General features: G+C 42.5%; 18 protein-coding genes. 10 read left to right on the top strand and 8 right to left on the bottom strand.

From position 1 onward, the window contains the following. Positions 1-506: 506 nt before the first annotated feature. Genes melA (BM124_RS00005) through BM124_RS00020 form a run of 4 tightly spaced genes read right to left on the bottom strand, consistent with a single transcriptional unit; the run spans position 507 to position 4,895 of the window. Positions 507-1,808, bottom strand: coding sequence for an alpha-glucosidase/alpha-galactosidase (gene melA / locus BM124_RS00005; protein ID WP_093334599.1), 1,302 nt, complete (start codon positions 1,806-1,808; stop codon positions 507-509). Between the two features lie 21 nt (positions 1,809-1,829). Beyond that, positions 1,830-2,654, bottom strand: coding sequence for a carbohydrate ABC transporter permease (locus BM124_RS00010; RefSeq protein WP_093334600.1), 825 nt, complete (start codon positions 2,652-2,654; stop codon positions 1,830-1,832). After that, on the bottom strand, positions 2,654-3,580 hold the full coding sequence (locus tag BM124_RS00015) for a carbohydrate ABC transporter permease (RefSeq protein ID WP_093334601.1): 927 nt from the start codon (positions 3,578-3,580) through the stop codon (positions 2,654-2,656). Before BM124_RS00015 ends, BM124_RS00010 begins: the two co-directional genes overlap by 1 nt. A gap of 25 nt (positions 3,581-3,605) precedes the next feature. Beyond that, positions 3,606-4,895: an ABC transporter substrate-binding protein gene (locus tag BM124_RS00020; protein ID WP_170840877.1), complete on the bottom strand. Its 1,290-nt coding sequence runs from the start codon at positions 4,893-4,895 to the stop codon at positions 3,606-3,608. A 314-nt stretch (positions 4,896-5,209) separates the two neighbouring features. Here BM124_RS00020 and melA (BM124_RS00025) point away from each other — a divergent pair, with 314 nt between their 5' ends. Together melA (BM124_RS00025) and BM124_RS00030 are read left to right on the top strand one after the other, a co-directional pair. Beyond that, positions 5,210-6,694 (top strand): alpha-glucosidase/alpha-galactosidase, encoded by a 1,485-nt coding sequence (gene melA, locus BM124_RS00025; RefSeq protein WP_093334603.1) that lies wholly within the window; start codon positions 5,210-5,212, stop codon positions 6,692-6,694. Between the two features lie 39 nt (positions 6,695-6,733). After that, a complete protein-coding gene (locus tag BM124_RS00030; protein WP_093334604.1) occupies positions 6,734-7,636 on the top strand; it encodes an AraC family transcriptional regulator in 903 nt (300 codons plus the stop codon). A gap of 8 nt (positions 7,637-7,644) precedes the next feature. Here BM124_RS00030 and BM124_RS00035 read toward each other — a convergent pair whose 3' ends face one another. Continuing rightward, positions 7,645-7,968 carry a hypothetical protein gene (locus BM124_RS00035; RefSeq protein WP_170840878.1) on the bottom strand — a complete coding sequence of 108 codons (324 nt, stop codon included), beginning with the start codon at positions 7,966-7,968 and terminating at the stop codon, positions 7,645-7,647. On the opposite strand from BM124_RS00035, the gene BM124_RS19430 reads away from it, so the two are divergent. The 8 genes from BM124_RS19430 (at position 7,963) to BM124_RS00055 (ending at position 12,144) form a co-directional block, all read left to right on the top strand. Beyond that, positions 7,963-8,094, top strand: coding sequence for a hypothetical protein (locus tag BM124_RS19430; RefSeq protein ID WP_280139698.1), 132 nt, complete (start codon positions 7,963-7,965; stop codon positions 8,092-8,094). The genes BM124_RS00035 and BM124_RS19430 overlap by 6 nt on opposite strands. A 126-nt stretch (positions 8,095-8,220) precedes the next feature. Beyond that, positions 8,221-8,292: a putative holin-like toxin gene (locus BM124_RS19625; protein ID WP_407636207.1), complete on the top strand. Its 72-nt coding sequence runs from the start codon at positions 8,221-8,223 to the stop codon at positions 8,290-8,292. A 725-nt stretch (positions 8,293-9,017) separates the two neighbouring features. Further along, positions 9,018-9,266 carry an AbrB/MazE/SpoVT family DNA-binding domain-containing protein gene (locus tag BM124_RS00040; RefSeq protein ID WP_093334606.1) on the top strand — a complete coding sequence of 83 codons (249 nt, stop codon included), beginning with the start codon at positions 9,018-9,020 and terminating at the stop codon, positions 9,264-9,266. After that, entirely contained in the window at positions 9,267-9,671 is a 405-nt protein-coding gene (locus BM124_RS00045; protein ID WP_093334607.1) for a type II toxin-antitoxin system death-on-curing family toxin, read from the top strand. 343 nt (positions 9,672-10,014) lie between these two features. Continuing rightward, complete coding sequence (locus BM124_RS19110) at positions 10,015-10,293, top strand: HD-GYP domain-containing protein (protein WP_212634916.1); 279 nt, start codon at positions 10,015-10,017, stop codon at positions 10,291-10,293. Positions 10,294-10,436: 143 nt separating this feature from the next. Beyond that, a complete protein-coding gene (locus tag BM124_RS19115) occupies positions 10,437-10,703 on the top strand; it encodes an HD-GYP domain-containing protein (protein ID WP_212634917.1) in 267 nt (88 codons plus the stop codon). Beyond that, positions 10,696-10,821: a hypothetical protein gene (locus BM124_RS19435; RefSeq protein ID WP_280139699.1), complete on the top strand. Its 126-nt coding sequence runs from the start codon at positions 10,696-10,698 to the stop codon at positions 10,819-10,821. The genes BM124_RS19115 and BM124_RS19435 overlap by 8 nt, the downstream gene beginning before the upstream one ends. Positions 10,822-11,130: 309 nt before the next feature. Beyond that, on the top strand, positions 11,131-12,144 hold the full coding sequence (locus tag BM124_RS00055; protein WP_093334608.1) for a zinc-binding alcohol dehydrogenase family protein: 1,014 nt from the start codon (positions 11,131-11,133) through the stop codon (positions 12,142-12,144). Between the two features lie 130 nt (positions 12,145-12,274). Here the strand turns inward: BM124_RS00055 and rbsK are convergent, their stop codons facing one another. The 3 genes from rbsK to BM124_RS00070 are packed head-to-tail and all read right to left on the bottom strand — an operon-like array spanning position 12,275 to position 15,170. Further along, positions 12,275-13,159, bottom strand: a complete 885-nt coding sequence (gene rbsK / locus BM124_RS00060) for a ribokinase (protein ID WP_280139700.1) — start codon at positions 13,157-13,159, stop codon at positions 12,275-12,277. Positions 13,160-13,171: 12 nt separating this feature from the next. After that, positions 13,172-14,197, bottom strand: coding sequence for a LacI family DNA-binding transcriptional regulator (locus tag BM124_RS00065; protein ID WP_093334610.1), 1,026 nt, complete (start codon positions 14,195-14,197; stop codon positions 13,172-13,174). Positions 14,198-14,252: 55 nt separating this feature from the next. Beyond that, complete coding sequence (locus BM124_RS00070; RefSeq protein ID WP_093334611.1) at positions 14,253-15,170, bottom strand: dihydrodipicolinate synthase family protein; 918 nt, start codon at positions 15,168-15,170, stop codon at positions 14,253-14,255. Positions 15,171-15,765: the final 595 nt, after the last annotated feature.

Consider the following 15,765-nt stretch of genomic DNA (forward strand, 5'->3'; position numbering starts at 1 on the left):
CTTCTGTGTCTATAGAACAAACACCAGCAGTGCCGAGGCGGCGTTCATTTTATCCATTCGGGCATAGACCCAGCTAAGGAGCTTAGCCGCCCCCCATCACATGGATACGCCGGACGAAGGAATGTATGGACCTTCAGCCAGTGATATATGGGAGGGTTAGCGACCATGTGCGATGTGGGTGATTTCCAAGAGCACGGTCATATACTAATTTACCAACAAATTCCTGTTCGGCAGTTGGAAGGATTCAAAACTGGTTCAAATTGTTATAGGTAACAATATATGTGTCCGTGAGGTGGGAACACGCGTATCTGGTTATCATTGATAGGATAGAAATTCGGAGAAAACAAGAGCATGTGGAAGAATAATTAATTACAAAGAGGGAGGTGGCAAAAGCATATGAAATCATAACAGAACGCTGAAACATAAGGGGGGATGTTACTATCAACGAAAGAGAAATATTCAATCTCTGAAGTAAGTCATCCCCCTTCATTCCAATGGAAATGACACTACTGCAAACTTGGCAGCCAGTTTCCATGCCGTTCAATCAATTCGTCACACAGGGCAATGATATCATCTGGCGAGAGTTCTGCAGCGGTATGAGGATCCAGCATAGCTGCCTGATAGACATGCTCTTTTTTACCGGTAATAGCTGCTTCAACACTCATTATCTGGGTATTAATTGCGTTGCGATTCAGTGCTGCCAGCTGTTGTGGCAGTTTCCCTGCATACTCTGGTGTAATGCCGGAAGCATCTACCACACATGACACTTCGACACAGGCATCTTCGGGTAGATTGGGAATTAACCGGTTGTGGTTCATTACATTTCCACCAATTGTCATCGGTTCGTTGTGTTCCATGGCCTCTATCATGTAAGAGGCATACTCTTTTGAGCGTTCATGCGTCAGCTGATCATTCTCCACAAACTCATCCCGGCGTTTTTCCCACTCATTTAATTGAGCAACGCACCGCCTTGGATATTCATCGAGAGGGATATTAAACCTTTCGATTTGTTTTGGATAGTTTCGTTTAATATAGAATGGATAATATTCCGCATTGTGCTCAGAAGATTCGGTAAGATAATAGCCGAATTTCTCCATCATATCGAGCCGGACCATATCATCGTGTGACTTTTTCTGTTTTTCTTTTGCTCTCCGTTTGATCTCCGGGTACAGATCCACACCGTCTCTTTGGACTTCAAGTAGCCAAGCCATATGATTAATGCCGGCAATTTTAGATGTGACACCCGTGTCGTCCATGTCAAGAAGTTGAAATAACTCCGGCACGCACATCTGTACACTATGACAGAGGCCGACCGTATGGATTCCACCGTATTCGGTCATCACTTTCGTGAGTGCCGACATTGGGTTCGTATAATTCATAAACAATGCTTCCGGGCATACCTCCCGCATGTCTTTCGCAATATTGAGCATGACAGGGATTGTGCGCAGGTTTCGAAACAAACCTCCAATCCCATTTGTATCTCCAATTGTCTGTTCCAGACCGTATTTTTTGGGAACCTCAAAATCAATGATAGTAGACGGATCATATCCCCCGACCTGGATAGCGTTGATGACATATGAAGCGCCGTGCAACGCCGTTTTCCGGTCATCATACACCGTGATCTCTATCTTGCTGTTATATTTACGGGTCAAGTGGATCAGCATTTGTTCAGACTCATGAAGTCGTTTTTTATCGATATCATACAGCGCAATTTCTAAATGCTGAAGCTTTGGGGAGACAATGCAGTCTCCTAAAATGTTTTTTGCAAACACAGTACTTCCGGCACCGATAAACGTTACTTTTGTCATGATAACACTCCTGTTCATTTGTTATTTTACCGCTCCCTGAGCTAATCCTTCGATAAAGTATCTTTGTAGTACTAAAAACAATATAGTCATTGGGAGTAACGCAACAATGGAAGCTGCTGCTACCAAATGTAAATTTGTTGAGTTTGCTCCAAAGAAGCTGTTGATAGCAACGGGAAGAGTCTGAACATTTTCATCCTGTAGAAAGAATAGGGCAAATTGAAAGTCATTCCATATATAAACGCAACAAATAATCAGTACAGTAGCTGTTATAGGTTTTAACAAGGGAAAAACAACTCTGAAAAATATAGTCAGTGTGCCGGCCCCGTCAATTCTGGCTGCTTCTTCTAACTCCTTGGGGACGGTGGAACGAATAAATCCGGTGTATAAAAAAATCGTCATGGAAAGAAATGCAGCTGTATTATTGAGAACAGCAATCAGCCTGGTATTTAAAAGGCCGGCATCCACCACCATTTGATATAAAGGTACTAATACGGACAAGGGAGGAATTACCATTACCCCAACAAAAAGAAAATACATAAACTTGTTCAACTTCGTATTTTTTCTGGCAAGAGGGTAGGCAGCCAGTGATCCGCAGACAATTAACAGAACCGCTGAAAAAAAGGTAATAAACGCGGAATTAAATAAAGCTGTTCCCAGACTGGCTTGATTCCAGGCAGTTATGAAATTGTCAAATTGGAAAGAACTCGGCAGTTTCCACATTGACGAAAAGTTACTGGAAGATTTAAATGAAGTCGTTATAAGGATGTAGAAAGGAACCAAGTGTAATAAACAAATACATAAAGCTAACACATTTAAGTTACATTTTTGTACTTTCATAGAACTCATTAAGCTTCAATCTCCTTTCTTCTGAGGTATAATACGGAACATACTGTAATAGTAAAGATAAGGATAACCATGAAGATTCCTTGAGTAGCTGCATATCCAGCATCCTGACGTTCAAAGTACAAGGAATACATGAACGTTGACAGGGATTGAGATACATCGCCGGGTCCCCCGCCTGTTAAAGATATAATCACATCGAAAAGTTTCAGTCCGCCTATTAGATTAATAATCACATTAATTGTCATCGCGGGCACCAAAAGCGGAATTGTTATATTTTTTAATTGTTGAAAACGGGAAGCTCCGTCAATCTTTGCTGCTTCAAAGAAATCTCTGGAGATGCTCTGAATCCCGGCTATAAATACTATCATTGATAATCCGACAAATTGATAAACATTGACCATGACAATAATGAAAATATTAACATAAGGATGACCGAGAAAATTTGATTTTTCCAATCCGAAAGCAAGTAATATATCGTTAAGTGCACCATTGTCATAGGCAAAGATAAAATACCAGATGTATCCCATTATTAAAGGACTTATAATAACCGGCAAATAAATGATGGTCCTGGTGATGACCCGCATTTTGATACTGTTTACTAAAAGGAGGGCGTAAGCGAGTCCTAGTGCCATTTGCAAAACAGTGCTTCCGACGCCGTATAATAGAGTATTACGAGTAACAAGCCAGGTTGTAGGATCACTAAACAAGCGAATATATTGGGATATGCCGGTGAAATTCATGGTTTGTGAGAAACCATCCCAGTTAGTTAAAGATATTCTAAACCCATAAATAAATGGAAATATAATAAATACTGAAATAAACAGTAATGCTGGAATAAACATCACCCATAAAGAGTTTTCACTATTCGATCGCATTTTTTCCGATTTTTTTGACTTTAACTTCCTGGAAAACTCGTAAGCCTTTTGCATGCTACCCCTCCTGCGTTTATTGGGCTTAGTCAAGACTCTCCCCTTTTGTTATTCCTTTTGTTTCACGTAACCGGTGAAACTCTGATTCCATCTTATTAACAACCTCTTCAGGGCTCATAGTATCTGCTAACAGCTCCTGCCCTGTAAGCCCCATTATCGTCCACATTCCACTCGGCAGGTAGGCTCTATCAAAATAGGGTTCCACGGCGATGTTGCTATATTGATCATAATACTCTGAATAATAAGTGTCTGCTTTTACATTTTTAAATCCTGTAGGAGCCGCTGTCGCTTCGGCCATGCTTTTCGCGTTTTCCTCTTTGGAAAAAAATTTTAAAAGTTCACGTGCTTCCTGTTTTTTATTAGAATCTTTCCATAAGGCAAGGGTATGTCTTTCACCACCGCCCCAGACAGGTTCATCATTTTTATGAAAAGAAGGGATAGGTATAACGCCCACTTGTACGTTCGGGTTTAAGGAGGTTACTGTCTGTCCAAAAGATCCGCCTGCACCCCCTGGAAAGATAAAAGCGATTTTGTTTTGAGCCATCAGTTGTGCTGCTTGGGCACCGTCTGCAGTAGCAGCATTATTATTAACCCATCCCCGTTCTTTCATTTTTTTTAGGTCGGTAGCAAGAGGTTTATATTTTGACCAATCAAAAACTCCGTGGATTAATTCTTCTTGATAATTATGCTGCTTATCCGTGGTGAGCAGGGTGGTGGCCATTTGTCCGAAATACTGATTGACGCTTCCCGTTCCAGTTTCGGCAATAAAGAAAGGAGTGGTTTTTCCGTTACTTTTTTCATCAATCGTTCGAAGGGCTTGTTTAAACTCATTAAATGTAGAGGGAGGACTGATATTATATTTCTCTAAGATGTTTGCATTATAACTGATACCATCTAATGCCTGGTTAAGTGGGTAGGCGTATAATTTTCCATTATCGTCTGTGAGTACATTCTTAATGGAAGGTTCCAGTCTATCAGCCCATGGCTGTTCTGAAAGACTTTCGATGTAATTTCCATAGCGATTTTGGGCCCATCCATGCGTATCGAATAGATCGGGCATATTATTTGCTGCCATTTTAATTCTCATCTGTCGTTCATATGTGCCGCCGGGAAAATTGACATCAACAGCGATGCCTGATTCTTGTTCAAAGTCATTGACAATGCCCATGAAAACTTGTTGTTCGGACGCGCTCATAATAGTCGAAGAGACCGTTAACTGACTTTCGGCAGCGTTTCCCTTCGATTCTCCAGAAGAACATGCGGTTACAAAACAAAGAAACAGAGTAACGACCATCAAACCACTTGTTTTAGGCATGATACAACCTCCTTTTAACGAAAGTATTGAATAATCAGCCGGCTGCGGGTGTCTGGAAATGTATTTTGATTTAATCACAGCCATGCATTTATTGCAAACGGTTTCAAATTACTCAGGAATATATTTTTGAACTCCGTGAAACCTGCCATGAAAGGATTCATAGTAATTAAAAAAATAAAAAATCTTGAGCTCAAAAGAAATAAGGTTGTGATTTTAAACATAAACAGTTGAAAAGGGTATGATTTTGAAAGCGGAATCATTTTGGGGCTGATAAAGTAGCGAAAAGGCTGATTATTTGATAGGAGGTATAGGTGATGAGTTTTAAAGTTACTTTTATTGGGGCAGGCAGTATTGGATTTACCAGGAGTTTGTTACGAGACCTGCTAGCTGTTCCTGAATTTCATGATATTGATATAACCTTTACAGACGTTGATGCAGAGAATCTAAGAATGGTAACAGAGCTGTGCCAACGGGATATAGACCAAAACGGCCTTTCCATCCGCATTCATTCCACGTTAGACCGCCGCGAGGCACTAGAGGGAGCGAAATATGTATTTAATACGATACGTGTTGGAGGATTAGAAGCGTTTGAGAAAGATATTGATATTCCATTGCAGTATGGTGTGGATCAATGCGTAGGAGACACGTTGAGCGCCGGGGGGATCATGTACGGCCAAAGAGGCATTTATGAAATGCTGAATATTTGTAAAGACATTAGAGAGAGGGCGCAATCGAATTGTTTACTGCTTAACTATGCCAACCCTATGGCAATGCTTACCTGGGCGTGTAACAAATACGGCGGTGTGTATACGATTGGTCTCTGTCACGGCGTCCAGGGAGGGCACAGACAGATAGCGGAAGTGCTGGATGCTGAGAAGAAAGATATTGATATCATTTGTGCAGGAATTAATCACCAAACATGGTATATCGAAGTGAGACAACATGGCATAGATAAAACAGGAGAGCTGCTGGAGGCATTTGAATCTCATCCGAAATTCAGTCAAACAGAGAAAGTTCGAATCGATGTCCTGCGCCGGTTTGGTTACTATAGTACGGAATCCAACGGGCATTTAAGCGAGTATCTGCCCTGGTACCGGAAACGTCCGGAGGAAATTCATGACTGGATTGATACAGAAAGCTGGATTAATGGAGAAACCGGAGGATATCTCCGGGTGTCTACAGAAGGACGAAATTGGTTTGAAACGGATTTTCCAAATTGGATGAAAGAGGAACCTTTTCATTATACTGAAGAAAACAGAGGAGAAGAACACGGCTCTTATATTATTGAAGGGCTGGAGACAGGCAGGTTATATCGGGGGCATTTCAATACAACCAACAGAGGGGTCATTAAAAACCTGCCGGTGGACGCTGTCATAGAAGCTCCGGGATATGTGGACCGTACGGGTATCCATATGCCGGTGATAGGAGATCTTCCTTTAGGACCGGCGGCTGTTTGTAACGCCAGTATTTCCGTCCAGCGTTTATCCGTGGAGGCAGCAGTATCCGGGGACGAACAATTATTGAAACAAGCCATGCTGATGGATCCGCTGACAGGGGCGGTGTGTAACCCTATGGAAGTATGGCAGATGACCGATGACCTTCTGATAGCTCAGGAAAAATGGCTGCCACAGTATGAAAAGGCTGTTCAACAAGCTAAATCGAGACAGGGAAGCATAAATCGGATTCCGGTAAAAACGGATTATCAAGGAGCAGCGAGAAAAAGAACCATGACAGTGAAAGAGATGGAACAGGACAAGGAGAAAGCAAGACATAATGCGGGAGCGGCGGACAAAGGCTGAGAACGAATCTCTAATACGAGTGAAAGAGAGGTGCAGCCGTTGCGGGTATATAAAAACAGTCTTTATTACTCCCATAAATCAGAGAACCAGCATCCCAAAATCAATGCTTATTATTTCAAAGAGATGAGAGAGTATGACATGATGTGTCACATGCATGAAGAAGTTGAAATCATGTACTTGATGGAAGGGTCATGTTTGGTGGGATGTAATGAGGAGTGGATAGAATTAGTGAAGGGAGAATGTATCTTAATTGATTCTTGTACGCCGCATAAACTTGAAGTCAGCCACCGGGCCAGAATATTAAATCTGGAATTTAATTTTTTGGAGGCTGATGCACCGTTTCCTTCTATGAAAGACCTTTTCCGCGATAACGAAGCAATGAAAAAGCTACTGGAAAGCCGCAGTAGTTATCTGGTTGTAAAGGATTCTGAAAATATCCTTTCCATTATGAAGGATTTGGTCTTCGAATTGGATTATCAGCAAAGTGTGGACCGAACAAGTCTGATGACGGATCTTTTATTTCGTCAGCTGCTTCTTAAGATGGCTTCTGCCGCTGAAGACGTGTTCAAATACAAAAATACGCCGGGCCATCCGTATGTTAGAGACACTGTCCGCTATATTCATGAGCATTATGACCAATCGCTGCAGATTGGTCACATTGCCCAGGTGTTGAAAGTCCATCCCACGTATCTGCAACGAATATTTAAACAAGCAATAGGCACTACCATCATTGAATATGTAACGAGTCTGCGTATGAATAAAGCCGCTATCTTGTTACGAAAAACAACGATACCCATTATTGACATCGCATCCTACATTGGGATCAGCAGCAGCCAGTATTTCAGTGTGCTGTTTAAAAAGTATTACCATTTATCTCCTGCTTCTTACAGACGAGATGTCTATACAGAGAAATTGAATGAGCAGACAAACGACTTACATTGATGTTATATTCAGAGGCTGCTGAATTCAATAAGTTTGCTGATGCCGCAAGAATTTTGGCTTCTTATGTCGAAAATAGGTGCAAGGAAATTATAGAACATGGCATCGAAATCCGGACTGTTTCTCCTCTCCAGCACTGTTTTCTGACCTTTTTTCATTTTCTCAGCATTTTTCAAAGCACGTTCAAGGTAAGGTGTTAACAATTCATTAAAGTGCCCGGCCTTTTTGAAGGAAGGAAGATGTTTTTTTAACTTAACTTCTGGTTTATTAATAAGGGAAATTATCAGCCGCTGCTGGAAAACGCCTATAAAAGAAGAATACGGGACGTTGTGCATATCATCGGAGACAAGCCGCTCTACCGTGTCGGCCCTATGGTCAACTATCAGAAATACCCGGGGCACGGGAAGTACTGGTATGACTATGAACCGCTTCTTCCGTATCCCTCCACGGGTGTTCGATAACTAACGACATTGCGTTGAAGCATATCCTCAAAGACGGAAGGGTTTATGATATAATATATCTTGTACAATAGAAGGCTTCTAAGGGCGGTCGGCTAATCTCCCGGAGTGGAGGTGATGCCTATGGACATGTATCAGACATTATCCTTGATGGTGATGTTTGGGACGTTAATCGTGTTGATTATGTCGCAAAAGAAATAGACCGCCCCCCAGGTAAGGTGCGCGGTCTATCTCCGTAACTGAAACCGGGCAGAGCCCTCCGCTCTTAAAGCGGCTGTTGTACAGGACCGCAGGTGTAACCGCACCTGCGGTTCCTTTTAGTTTTATGCTGCTTCCAAAGAAGTATGCAGGTTTACGTATATTATAACACAGGGGATACAAACGTAAACATTTAAACGGTATAATATTAGTCTGGGCTGGTTTACTTAATTGCAAAATGGAATACAGCAGCTAAAGGCATAGGTGAAGCCATTGTTATTCCGTTATGATAAAGGTAAGTAACCCAAAACATTAACATCATTGGTGGAATAATAATGACCCCTTCAGATTGTAACACAATTAAGCCGCGTCTTTCGCATCTTTCGGGATCAGTTCAAGATTTGGTGATAATGGTGGTAATAGATACAGCCACGGTGCAGCACAGTTGTTTCTTGATTTACAATCAAATGGGCGTACCCTTCCTTATGAGAAACCACAGCTGTGGATAACACCAGACCATCTCCCCTGTTTTGGCAGGAAGGCTGATTTCTCTTTCATCTACACTCCGAGGTATATTCATTGGGTGAAATAAAATGGGGAAAGTGAAACCATACTTGCTTTTCTTTTGACGGATTGTTATAATGTAATTACGTTAAAATAATTGTATGTAAATACTAACGAATTAAACACATATTGAGTAAAGCTGGACAAGAAATGAGTGTGATTCTATGAGCGCGAAGGAAAGTCGTAAAGTGACTCAGACGGGGAACAGTCTAAGTGTCGGCCTGCCAAAATCCATTACCGACTCTTTAAAGATTAAACGGGGTGATGACATCGAATTCGAGGTGCAGGATAACAAAATCGTATTGAATAAAAAACGGAAGTGGGAAGAGGATGTGGATCCGGAAATGCTTGATATGCTGGCTGAAACGTTCGAAGATCACCATGATGTATTCGAAAAGCTGAAGGATAGATAAATGACGGTACATTACTTGAGAACAAAAGATGTGGCTTTGATTCATTTCATGATGATGAAAAAATTCAATGACGAAGAGCAGGCAGGAATTAAAGAACAAGGACTCCTTGAATCAGCTGTCTACCGCCCGCAGCAATCGGCTTTTGGAGAAGACGCATACCCAACGTTATTTGAAAAAGCTTTGGCCTTATTCGAGTCCTTAGCAAGAAATCATTGCTTTCATAACGGCAATAAACGGACCGCCTTTGCAGCTGTTGACATATTTTTAAAGAAAAACGGATATAACATCAAAAAGAATGACACAGCGAATGAGAACTTTACGGTGGATGTTGCTCAAGGAAAAGTGGCGTTAGCCGATATTGCCGGTTGGTTGAGCGATAATACCGAAGTATATGATGGCGCTTAAATGTTCCCCTCTTGATGCCGATATTACAAGCAGGTGATATGTGTCTTTGACGTGGAATAAAGACGCACACATAGGGGGGACAGCCATTGGATTCGAGAAATGATTTGGCTTTGATACTTTCGTACATAGCGGATATTTCCGCGGAACGGAATATGGACCGCGTACTTATGCAGCTCGCCGATCTGGGCAGAGACTTAGCGTCGGCGGATCGGTGTACAGTATGATTCATAATCAGGATAACGAAGAGATTTGGACAACCACCGCGCATGGGGCGGACCGCATCCGTATACCGGATGGCAGTGGAATTGTTGGTCTCTCGATGTCATAGCAGGAGATTATCAATGTGGACGATGCCTATAAGGATAACCGGTTCAACGATGCCATCGAAGCAAAGATGCTGTACGAAGAACTGCTTGCACCCCAGCAGGAAGTGATAGAAACGATGGGAGAAGTAGGGGAAAGCCGCTCCAAAGAAACAGTCTATCATGTCAGACGTGTGGCTCTGTATTCCTACACTCTCGCCAAACTAGCCGGCCTTTCCGGGTCTGAAGCCCATTCATTATACGCGACGTCCCCGATGCATGACATAGGCAAGGAGCTATCCCGGATGAAATCCTCTTAAAGCCAGGAAAACTGACAGAGGAAGAATTTCAAACGATGAAGCAGCATACAGAAATCGGGTATCAGGTGTTCCGGCACTCGAAGCGTCATTTACTTAAATCGACGGCCCAGGTTGCCCGTGAGCACCATGAACGATGAAACGGCATGGGGTACCCGAAAGGTATCAAGGGAAAAGAGACACATATTTTCGACTGGATTACCGAGATTGCCGATGTTTTTGATGCGCTTGGCAGTGAACGGGTGTACAAAAAAGCGTGGAGCGATGAGGAGATTTTTTCGTATTTCCAGGAACAGAAAGGCCGCCAATTCGACCCGGAATTAATGGAACTGTTTCTCTATCATTTCTCCACATTCACTGAGATCCGCCGTCAGCATGCAGATCATAAGGAGGCGGCAAACGCTCATGAGTAATGTCATCCGTTTTGAAAAACAGCGCACGGTTCACGTTCCGGTAGAGGACCTTTGGGATTTTCTGTCCGATTCCAATCATCTCAATATATACAATGATATTATAAAAACAAGAAGATGATTCAAAGTTTTTGTAAGCGTAAACAATGCCCCGTCTAAAGGTAGTGGAAGAAAAAGAGGAGATGTTCGTTATGAGCATAAGGAAAGAATAAATTTTTTAATTTTTTTGAAAGCGCTAACGCGACAGCTGTGTAACGTGTAATTTTAGATCAGGAAGAAGGGGTTGAATCGTTTGTAAAATAATAGAACTCTTATTTTCATAGTTGTCCTTGTCCTTGTTCGCTCCTCAATTATTATTTTGAAAAATGAAATCAAGGGACAGCACGATAGAAAAGTCTAAGCCGGGAAATAAGTAGAAAAGAGGTAACGTATGAAATCAATCGTTTGCAAAGAACCATATAAGATGGAAATTTTTAATGCGGAAGATATCGGTACCGTTGCAGAGGACGAGGTAGTGATTAACATCAAACGAATCGGCATCTGCGGCACTGACAGCCACGCATACAAAGGCAATCAGCCTTTTTTTACCTACCCACGTGTGCTGGGTCACGAATTGTCAGGAAGGGTGCACACCATTGGAAATCAAGTGGACCATATTGCACCAGGGGACATTGTATCGGTAATTCCCTATATACATTGCGGGGAATGTGTTTCCTGCAGCAATGGACAAACAAACTGTTGTACGAACATGAAAGTGCTGGGTGTTCATGAAGATGGAGGGATGTCTGAATATATCAAGGTGCATGCTGATAACGTAATGGTTGTCAATGATTTGTCTCTGGATGAAGCTTCCATTGTGGAACCTCTGAGCATCGGAGCGCATGCTGTCAAAAGAGCCGGCATTGATGTCGGAGAAACAGTATTGATTATAGGAGCGGGGCCTATCGGTTTAGGCACTGCGCGCTTTGCCAAATTATCGGGTGCGAAGACCATCATTATGGATCTTGATGAAGACCGCCTGGATTTTTGTCAAAAATGGGCAAAATGTGATGCTGCTATTCAAGCCTCCGATGATTCATTCCAACAACTTTTAAATGAAAATAATGGTGTACTTCCTAATACTGTACTTGATGCTACAGGAAATAAACAATCAATGAATGAAGCATTTCAGTATGTGTCACACGGTGGGAAATTGGTTTATGTCGGTCTTGTGAAGGATTCTTTACATTTTTACGATCCGGATTTTCACACCAAGGAATTAACCTTATTAGCGAGTCGAAATGCGTTAAGAAAAGATTTTGAATATGTGATTCATTGTATGAATCAAGGGCTGATTTATCGATCATATATCACGCAGACCATTCCTTTTGCGGAGGTTCCTTCCTTTTTTTCCGAAGGGGACTTCAACTCAAATAAAACAGTCATTTCTTTGGAGCCCTTCTAATAGGGGAGTACGGGTAGGCCAGATCGGTTATAGAAAGAAACCCAGCTCTTACATTCAAGAAGCTTCAAGAAAGAAAAAAACCGCTGCCCTGCTTTCAGCGGTTTTTCCTCTTAAGTCCTTCATGTACAGGTTAGGGTGTCCGCTCTTTATCTGTACGCTCCCGCACCTGTTCCCATGTTGGCATGCCGGCTTGGGCGCCCGGATGCTCCACGGTGAAAGAGGCTGCGGTGTTTGAGAGATAGAGAGCATCTTCCACATTGTATCCGGAGGCCAGATAATACGATAATGCGCCGTTGAAGGTGTCCCCGGCTCCTGTTGTATCGATGGCTTTTACCTGCGGTGCGGGCACCGTCATATTTCTATATGTCACCCCGTGGGCGCCCAGGGTTGTAATAAACGTCTCTCCGTAGTCTTTTTCTATCGAAGGAGAATTTATTTTTGTATACTCTTCTTCATTGGGAGTGATGTACGTGCTGTGTTTTATCAAGGTTTCTGGCAGCAGCTGGGCAGGCGCGGGATTAAGAATAAATGGGATGCCGTGCTCATGGCAGAACGCCGAGCACCATTCGATAGTGGAGAGCGGGATTTCTAACTGGGCAAGCACGATATTGCTTTCTGTGAGAATATGACTGTAATGCTCCGCATACTCCGCTGTCACTTGATTATTGGCTCCCGGAACGACAATAATTCTGTTGTCTTGGTTCTTTAACAGAACATTGGCCATGCCGGAGGAGAAGGTTTCGCTGCTTTCGATTCCCTCTGTGTTCACGCCGTTCTGCTGCAGATTTGCCATCAACCTGTCTCCGAATACATCATTTCCTACTTTTCCTATGAACGAAACATCCCCGCCGAGACGTGACGCGGCGACAGCCTGATTGGCTCCTTTGCCCCCGGGGGTCATAAAATAATCCTTTCCGAGTACGGTTTCTCCCTGAGAGGGGAGCAGTTCCGTATCTGTCACCACATCCATGTTGATGCTCCCAATGACTGTAATCTTAGGTTTGATGGTTGTCACCGCCTTTTTGTCTTAGAATATTTCAGAATTTTTAATAGATATACAAGATGCTCCTTCTATAAATGAAGGTTTCATTACTTTCTGCTGCAATGGATAGTCTTCGGCAAACTTCAGACGGCTCTTCAGTAAGATAGAAGCTTCAATGCCTATTCGTTTCATCGGCTGTGTCATTAAGGTCAATGACGGTTCTATCAGTTCCCACTGCTCCTTGTCACCGAACGCGATGAGGGAAATATCTTCGGGAATACGGATTTCCTGATCTTTCAGCGCTTTCAAGACACCCTTGGTCATGGTGTTGTTACAGCAGTAGATGGCGGTAGGGGGGACTGGCTGCATCAATAGTTCAATCACCGCCCGGTAAGCGAGATCTTCTCTGAAATCCGCTTCATGCAGAAAAGAGGGATCGTCGTTAATGTTGCCGTCTTTGATGGCTTCCATCGCTCCATATAAACGGTCACGTCCTATAGAATTTTTTTCATGGCCGTAAATAACACCGATGTTTTCATGTCCCAGTGAATGCAGGTATTTGATACTTTCATAGGAACCGAAAAAATTGTCATCGACAATTAAATCGGTTTCCACCTCATCTACTTCCCGGTCGATAGCGATCACAGGAGTATTGGTATTTTTTATTTTTTCTATAAGATCTCCGTTCTGTCCGGTCGGTATAATAACGAGAGCATCCACCTGTTGTTCTATGATGATGTTGAGCGATGATCTCTCTGTTTCGGGATTATCGTTGTGGCTTAACAGCACCATGTGGGAATCCAGGGAGCGGATCATTTCTTCCACTTCTTTAGCAATAGACATAAGGTATGGGTTGGAAATGTCGGAAGTTAGTACGGCTATTTTATTGGATTTCGACGTTTTAAGACTTCTGGCATTGGCGTTCACGCTGTATCCCAGCTCCAGGGTGGCTTTCATCACAGCGTCGTGGGCGGCTTTGCTGACATACCCTTTGTCGTTCATTACTTTCGAAGCGGTTCCTACCGATACTCCCGCATGTTCAGCTACATCCTTAATCGTTACTTTCCTCATGGATATACCTCCGTGTATCTATTGTTTCCTTCTTCTATATAAAACACGGAAGCATTTATTTATCAAATGAAAGGGTGTAGTGATATTCCTGCAGCCACGTGTCTATGTGCTCTCTTGCCGCTTTTTTTTGTTCAGGCGGGATAGTTTTTTGAGGACTTCTCATAAAGCCGCCCCGGAGACCTCTGTAATCCAGCGCTTTTTTGAAGTAGGACATATTCGCCCCGGCCTGCAGGATTTTAATGATTTCACCAGCTGCGCGCTGCGTTTGTCTTGCTTCTTCGAGGTTATATTTCTGGTATTTGTCGTATAGTTCCACGAACGGCTCGGGAAATACGCCGGATACGCCGGATACAACCCCGTCACATCCCATGGCCAGTGCAGGCAGAAATAAGCCATCGGCTCCGGTGAGAATGGAGAAATATTCCGGTGTGGCATGTAGATAATCGCTGAGCCTTGGAAAATCGGGATAACTGTACTTGAGCCCGACAATATTCCCGCAATGTTCCGCCAGTTCTTTTACAACGTCGACAGACAGGTCGTTTCCCGACAGCTGCGGGATGTTGTAAAGGTAGATTGGGAAGTCTCCAGGCAGGGCGGCGGAGATGGTCTGATAATACTCGATGATTTCCACATCGCCCGCGTTGAAAAAGGCGGGGGAAACTACTCCAATTCCGTCAGCTCCGGATTGATAGGCGTGATCCGCCAGCTCAAGGGTGTCTTTAGTATTCATCGCGCCTGCGTGAATAAAGACGTTAACCCGCTTGTCGGCAGCTTGAATCACCGTTTCCGCTACTTCCTTCCGTTCCTCCACAGATAATTTGAACATCTCTCCGGTTGTTCCGAGCGGAAAAAGACAGTCCACCCCTTTGTCGATCAAAAATGTTGTCAGCTGCTCGAGACCTTGCCTGTCGATACGTTCGTCTTCGAGCATCGGTGTTACCATCGCTGACGTTACTCCATAAAGTTTTTTCATGTAAGCACCTCCAATGTTGAAACGACTCACTTATAAAAATAGTATAAAAATCCTATCTTTTTGTTTTTATATTATTTTAGGGTATTGATGAAACGTTTCAACAAATATTATAATTAGTATGCGCTTGCAAATCAAGAGCCCTTCTACAAAAACTTATAATAATAAGTGTATTTATAATTGGAAAAACAGTATTATTCAATATAAAAAATGCTTTTGAGATCGAATTATAAACGTCTATCAATGATGGAATATCCAATTGAGTAAAACTGAAAGATAAAAGAAGCTTTTGGTATTAAGCAAAGCCGCTACAAATAATTTTTATAATATGGGTTGAAATGATAGCGTATACATTGTACTATGAGTGAAACGTTTCAACACAAATAAATAATTAACTGTTGGTTTTTAAAATATGTATGCCGTAACGAAATTCGACAGAACATGAAACGTTTAATTGTTATTCATAATAATAATGAGTACATAAGGTAGTATGATGAAAGGAGTAATTGAATTAAAAAAATTAGCTGTATTGTAATCGCTTCACTGTTAAAGAGTTATTTTTTAGTCCATCTTAGAAGTTCTTATTGAATTCTGAATA

It is taken from the genome of Salibacterium halotolerans (assembly GCF_900115625.1).
In the GTDB taxonomy this organism is placed as follows: Bacteria; Bacillota; Bacilli; order Bacillales; family Marinococcaceae; genus Salibacterium; species Salibacterium halotolerans.

Bases quoted from the DNA above. Each gene is read 5' to 3' on its own strand.
- BM124_RS00055 (WP_093334608.1), top strand. From the start codon at position 11,131: ATGAAATCAATCGTTTGCAAAGAACCATATAAGATGGAAATTTTTAAT.
- BM124_RS00015 (WP_093334601.1), bottom strand. From the start codon at position 3,580: ATGCAAAAGGCTTACGAGTTTTCCAGGAAGTTAAAGTCAAAAAAATCG.
- BM124_RS19435 (WP_280139699.1), top strand. From the start codon at position 10,696: ATGAGTAATGTCATCCGTTTTGAAAAACAGCGCACGGTTCACGTTCCG.
- BM124_RS00035 (WP_170840878.1), bottom strand. From the start codon at position 7,968: ATGCACAACGTCCCGTATTCTTCTTTTATAGGCGTTTTCCAGCAGCGG.
- BM124_RS00020 (WP_170840877.1), bottom strand. From the start codon at position 4,895: ATGCCTAAAACAAGTGGTTTGATGGTCGTTACTCTGTTTCTTTGTTTT.
- melA (WP_093334599.1), bottom strand. From the start codon at position 1,808: ATGACAAAAGTAACGTTTATCGGTGCCGGAAGTACTGTGTTTGCAAAA.
- BM124_RS00070 (WP_093334611.1), bottom strand. From the start codon at position 15,170: ATGAAAAAACTTTATGGAGTAACGTCAGCGATGGTAACACCGATGCTC.
- BM124_RS00010 (WP_093334600.1), bottom strand. From the start codon at position 2,654: ATGAGTTCTATGAAAGTACAAAAATGTAACTTAAATGTGTTAGCTTTA.
- melA (WP_093334603.1), top strand. From the start codon at position 5,210: ATGAGTTTTAAAGTTACTTTTATTGGGGCAGGCAGTATTGGATTTACC.
- BM124_RS00065 (WP_093334610.1), bottom strand. From the start codon at position 14,197: ATGAGGAAAGTAACGATTAAGGATGTAGCTGAACATGCGGGAGTATCG.
- BM124_RS00045 (WP_093334607.1), top strand. From the start codon at position 9,267: ATGACGGTACATTACTTGAGAACAAAAGATGTGGCTTTGATTCATTTC.
- BM124_RS19115 (WP_212634917.1), top strand. From the start codon at position 10,437: ATGGGGTACCCGAAAGGTATCAAGGGAAAAGAGACACATATTTTCGAC.
- BM124_RS00040 (WP_093334606.1), top strand. From the start codon at position 9,018: ATGAGCGCGAAGGAAAGTCGTAAAGTGACTCAGACGGGGAACAGTCTA.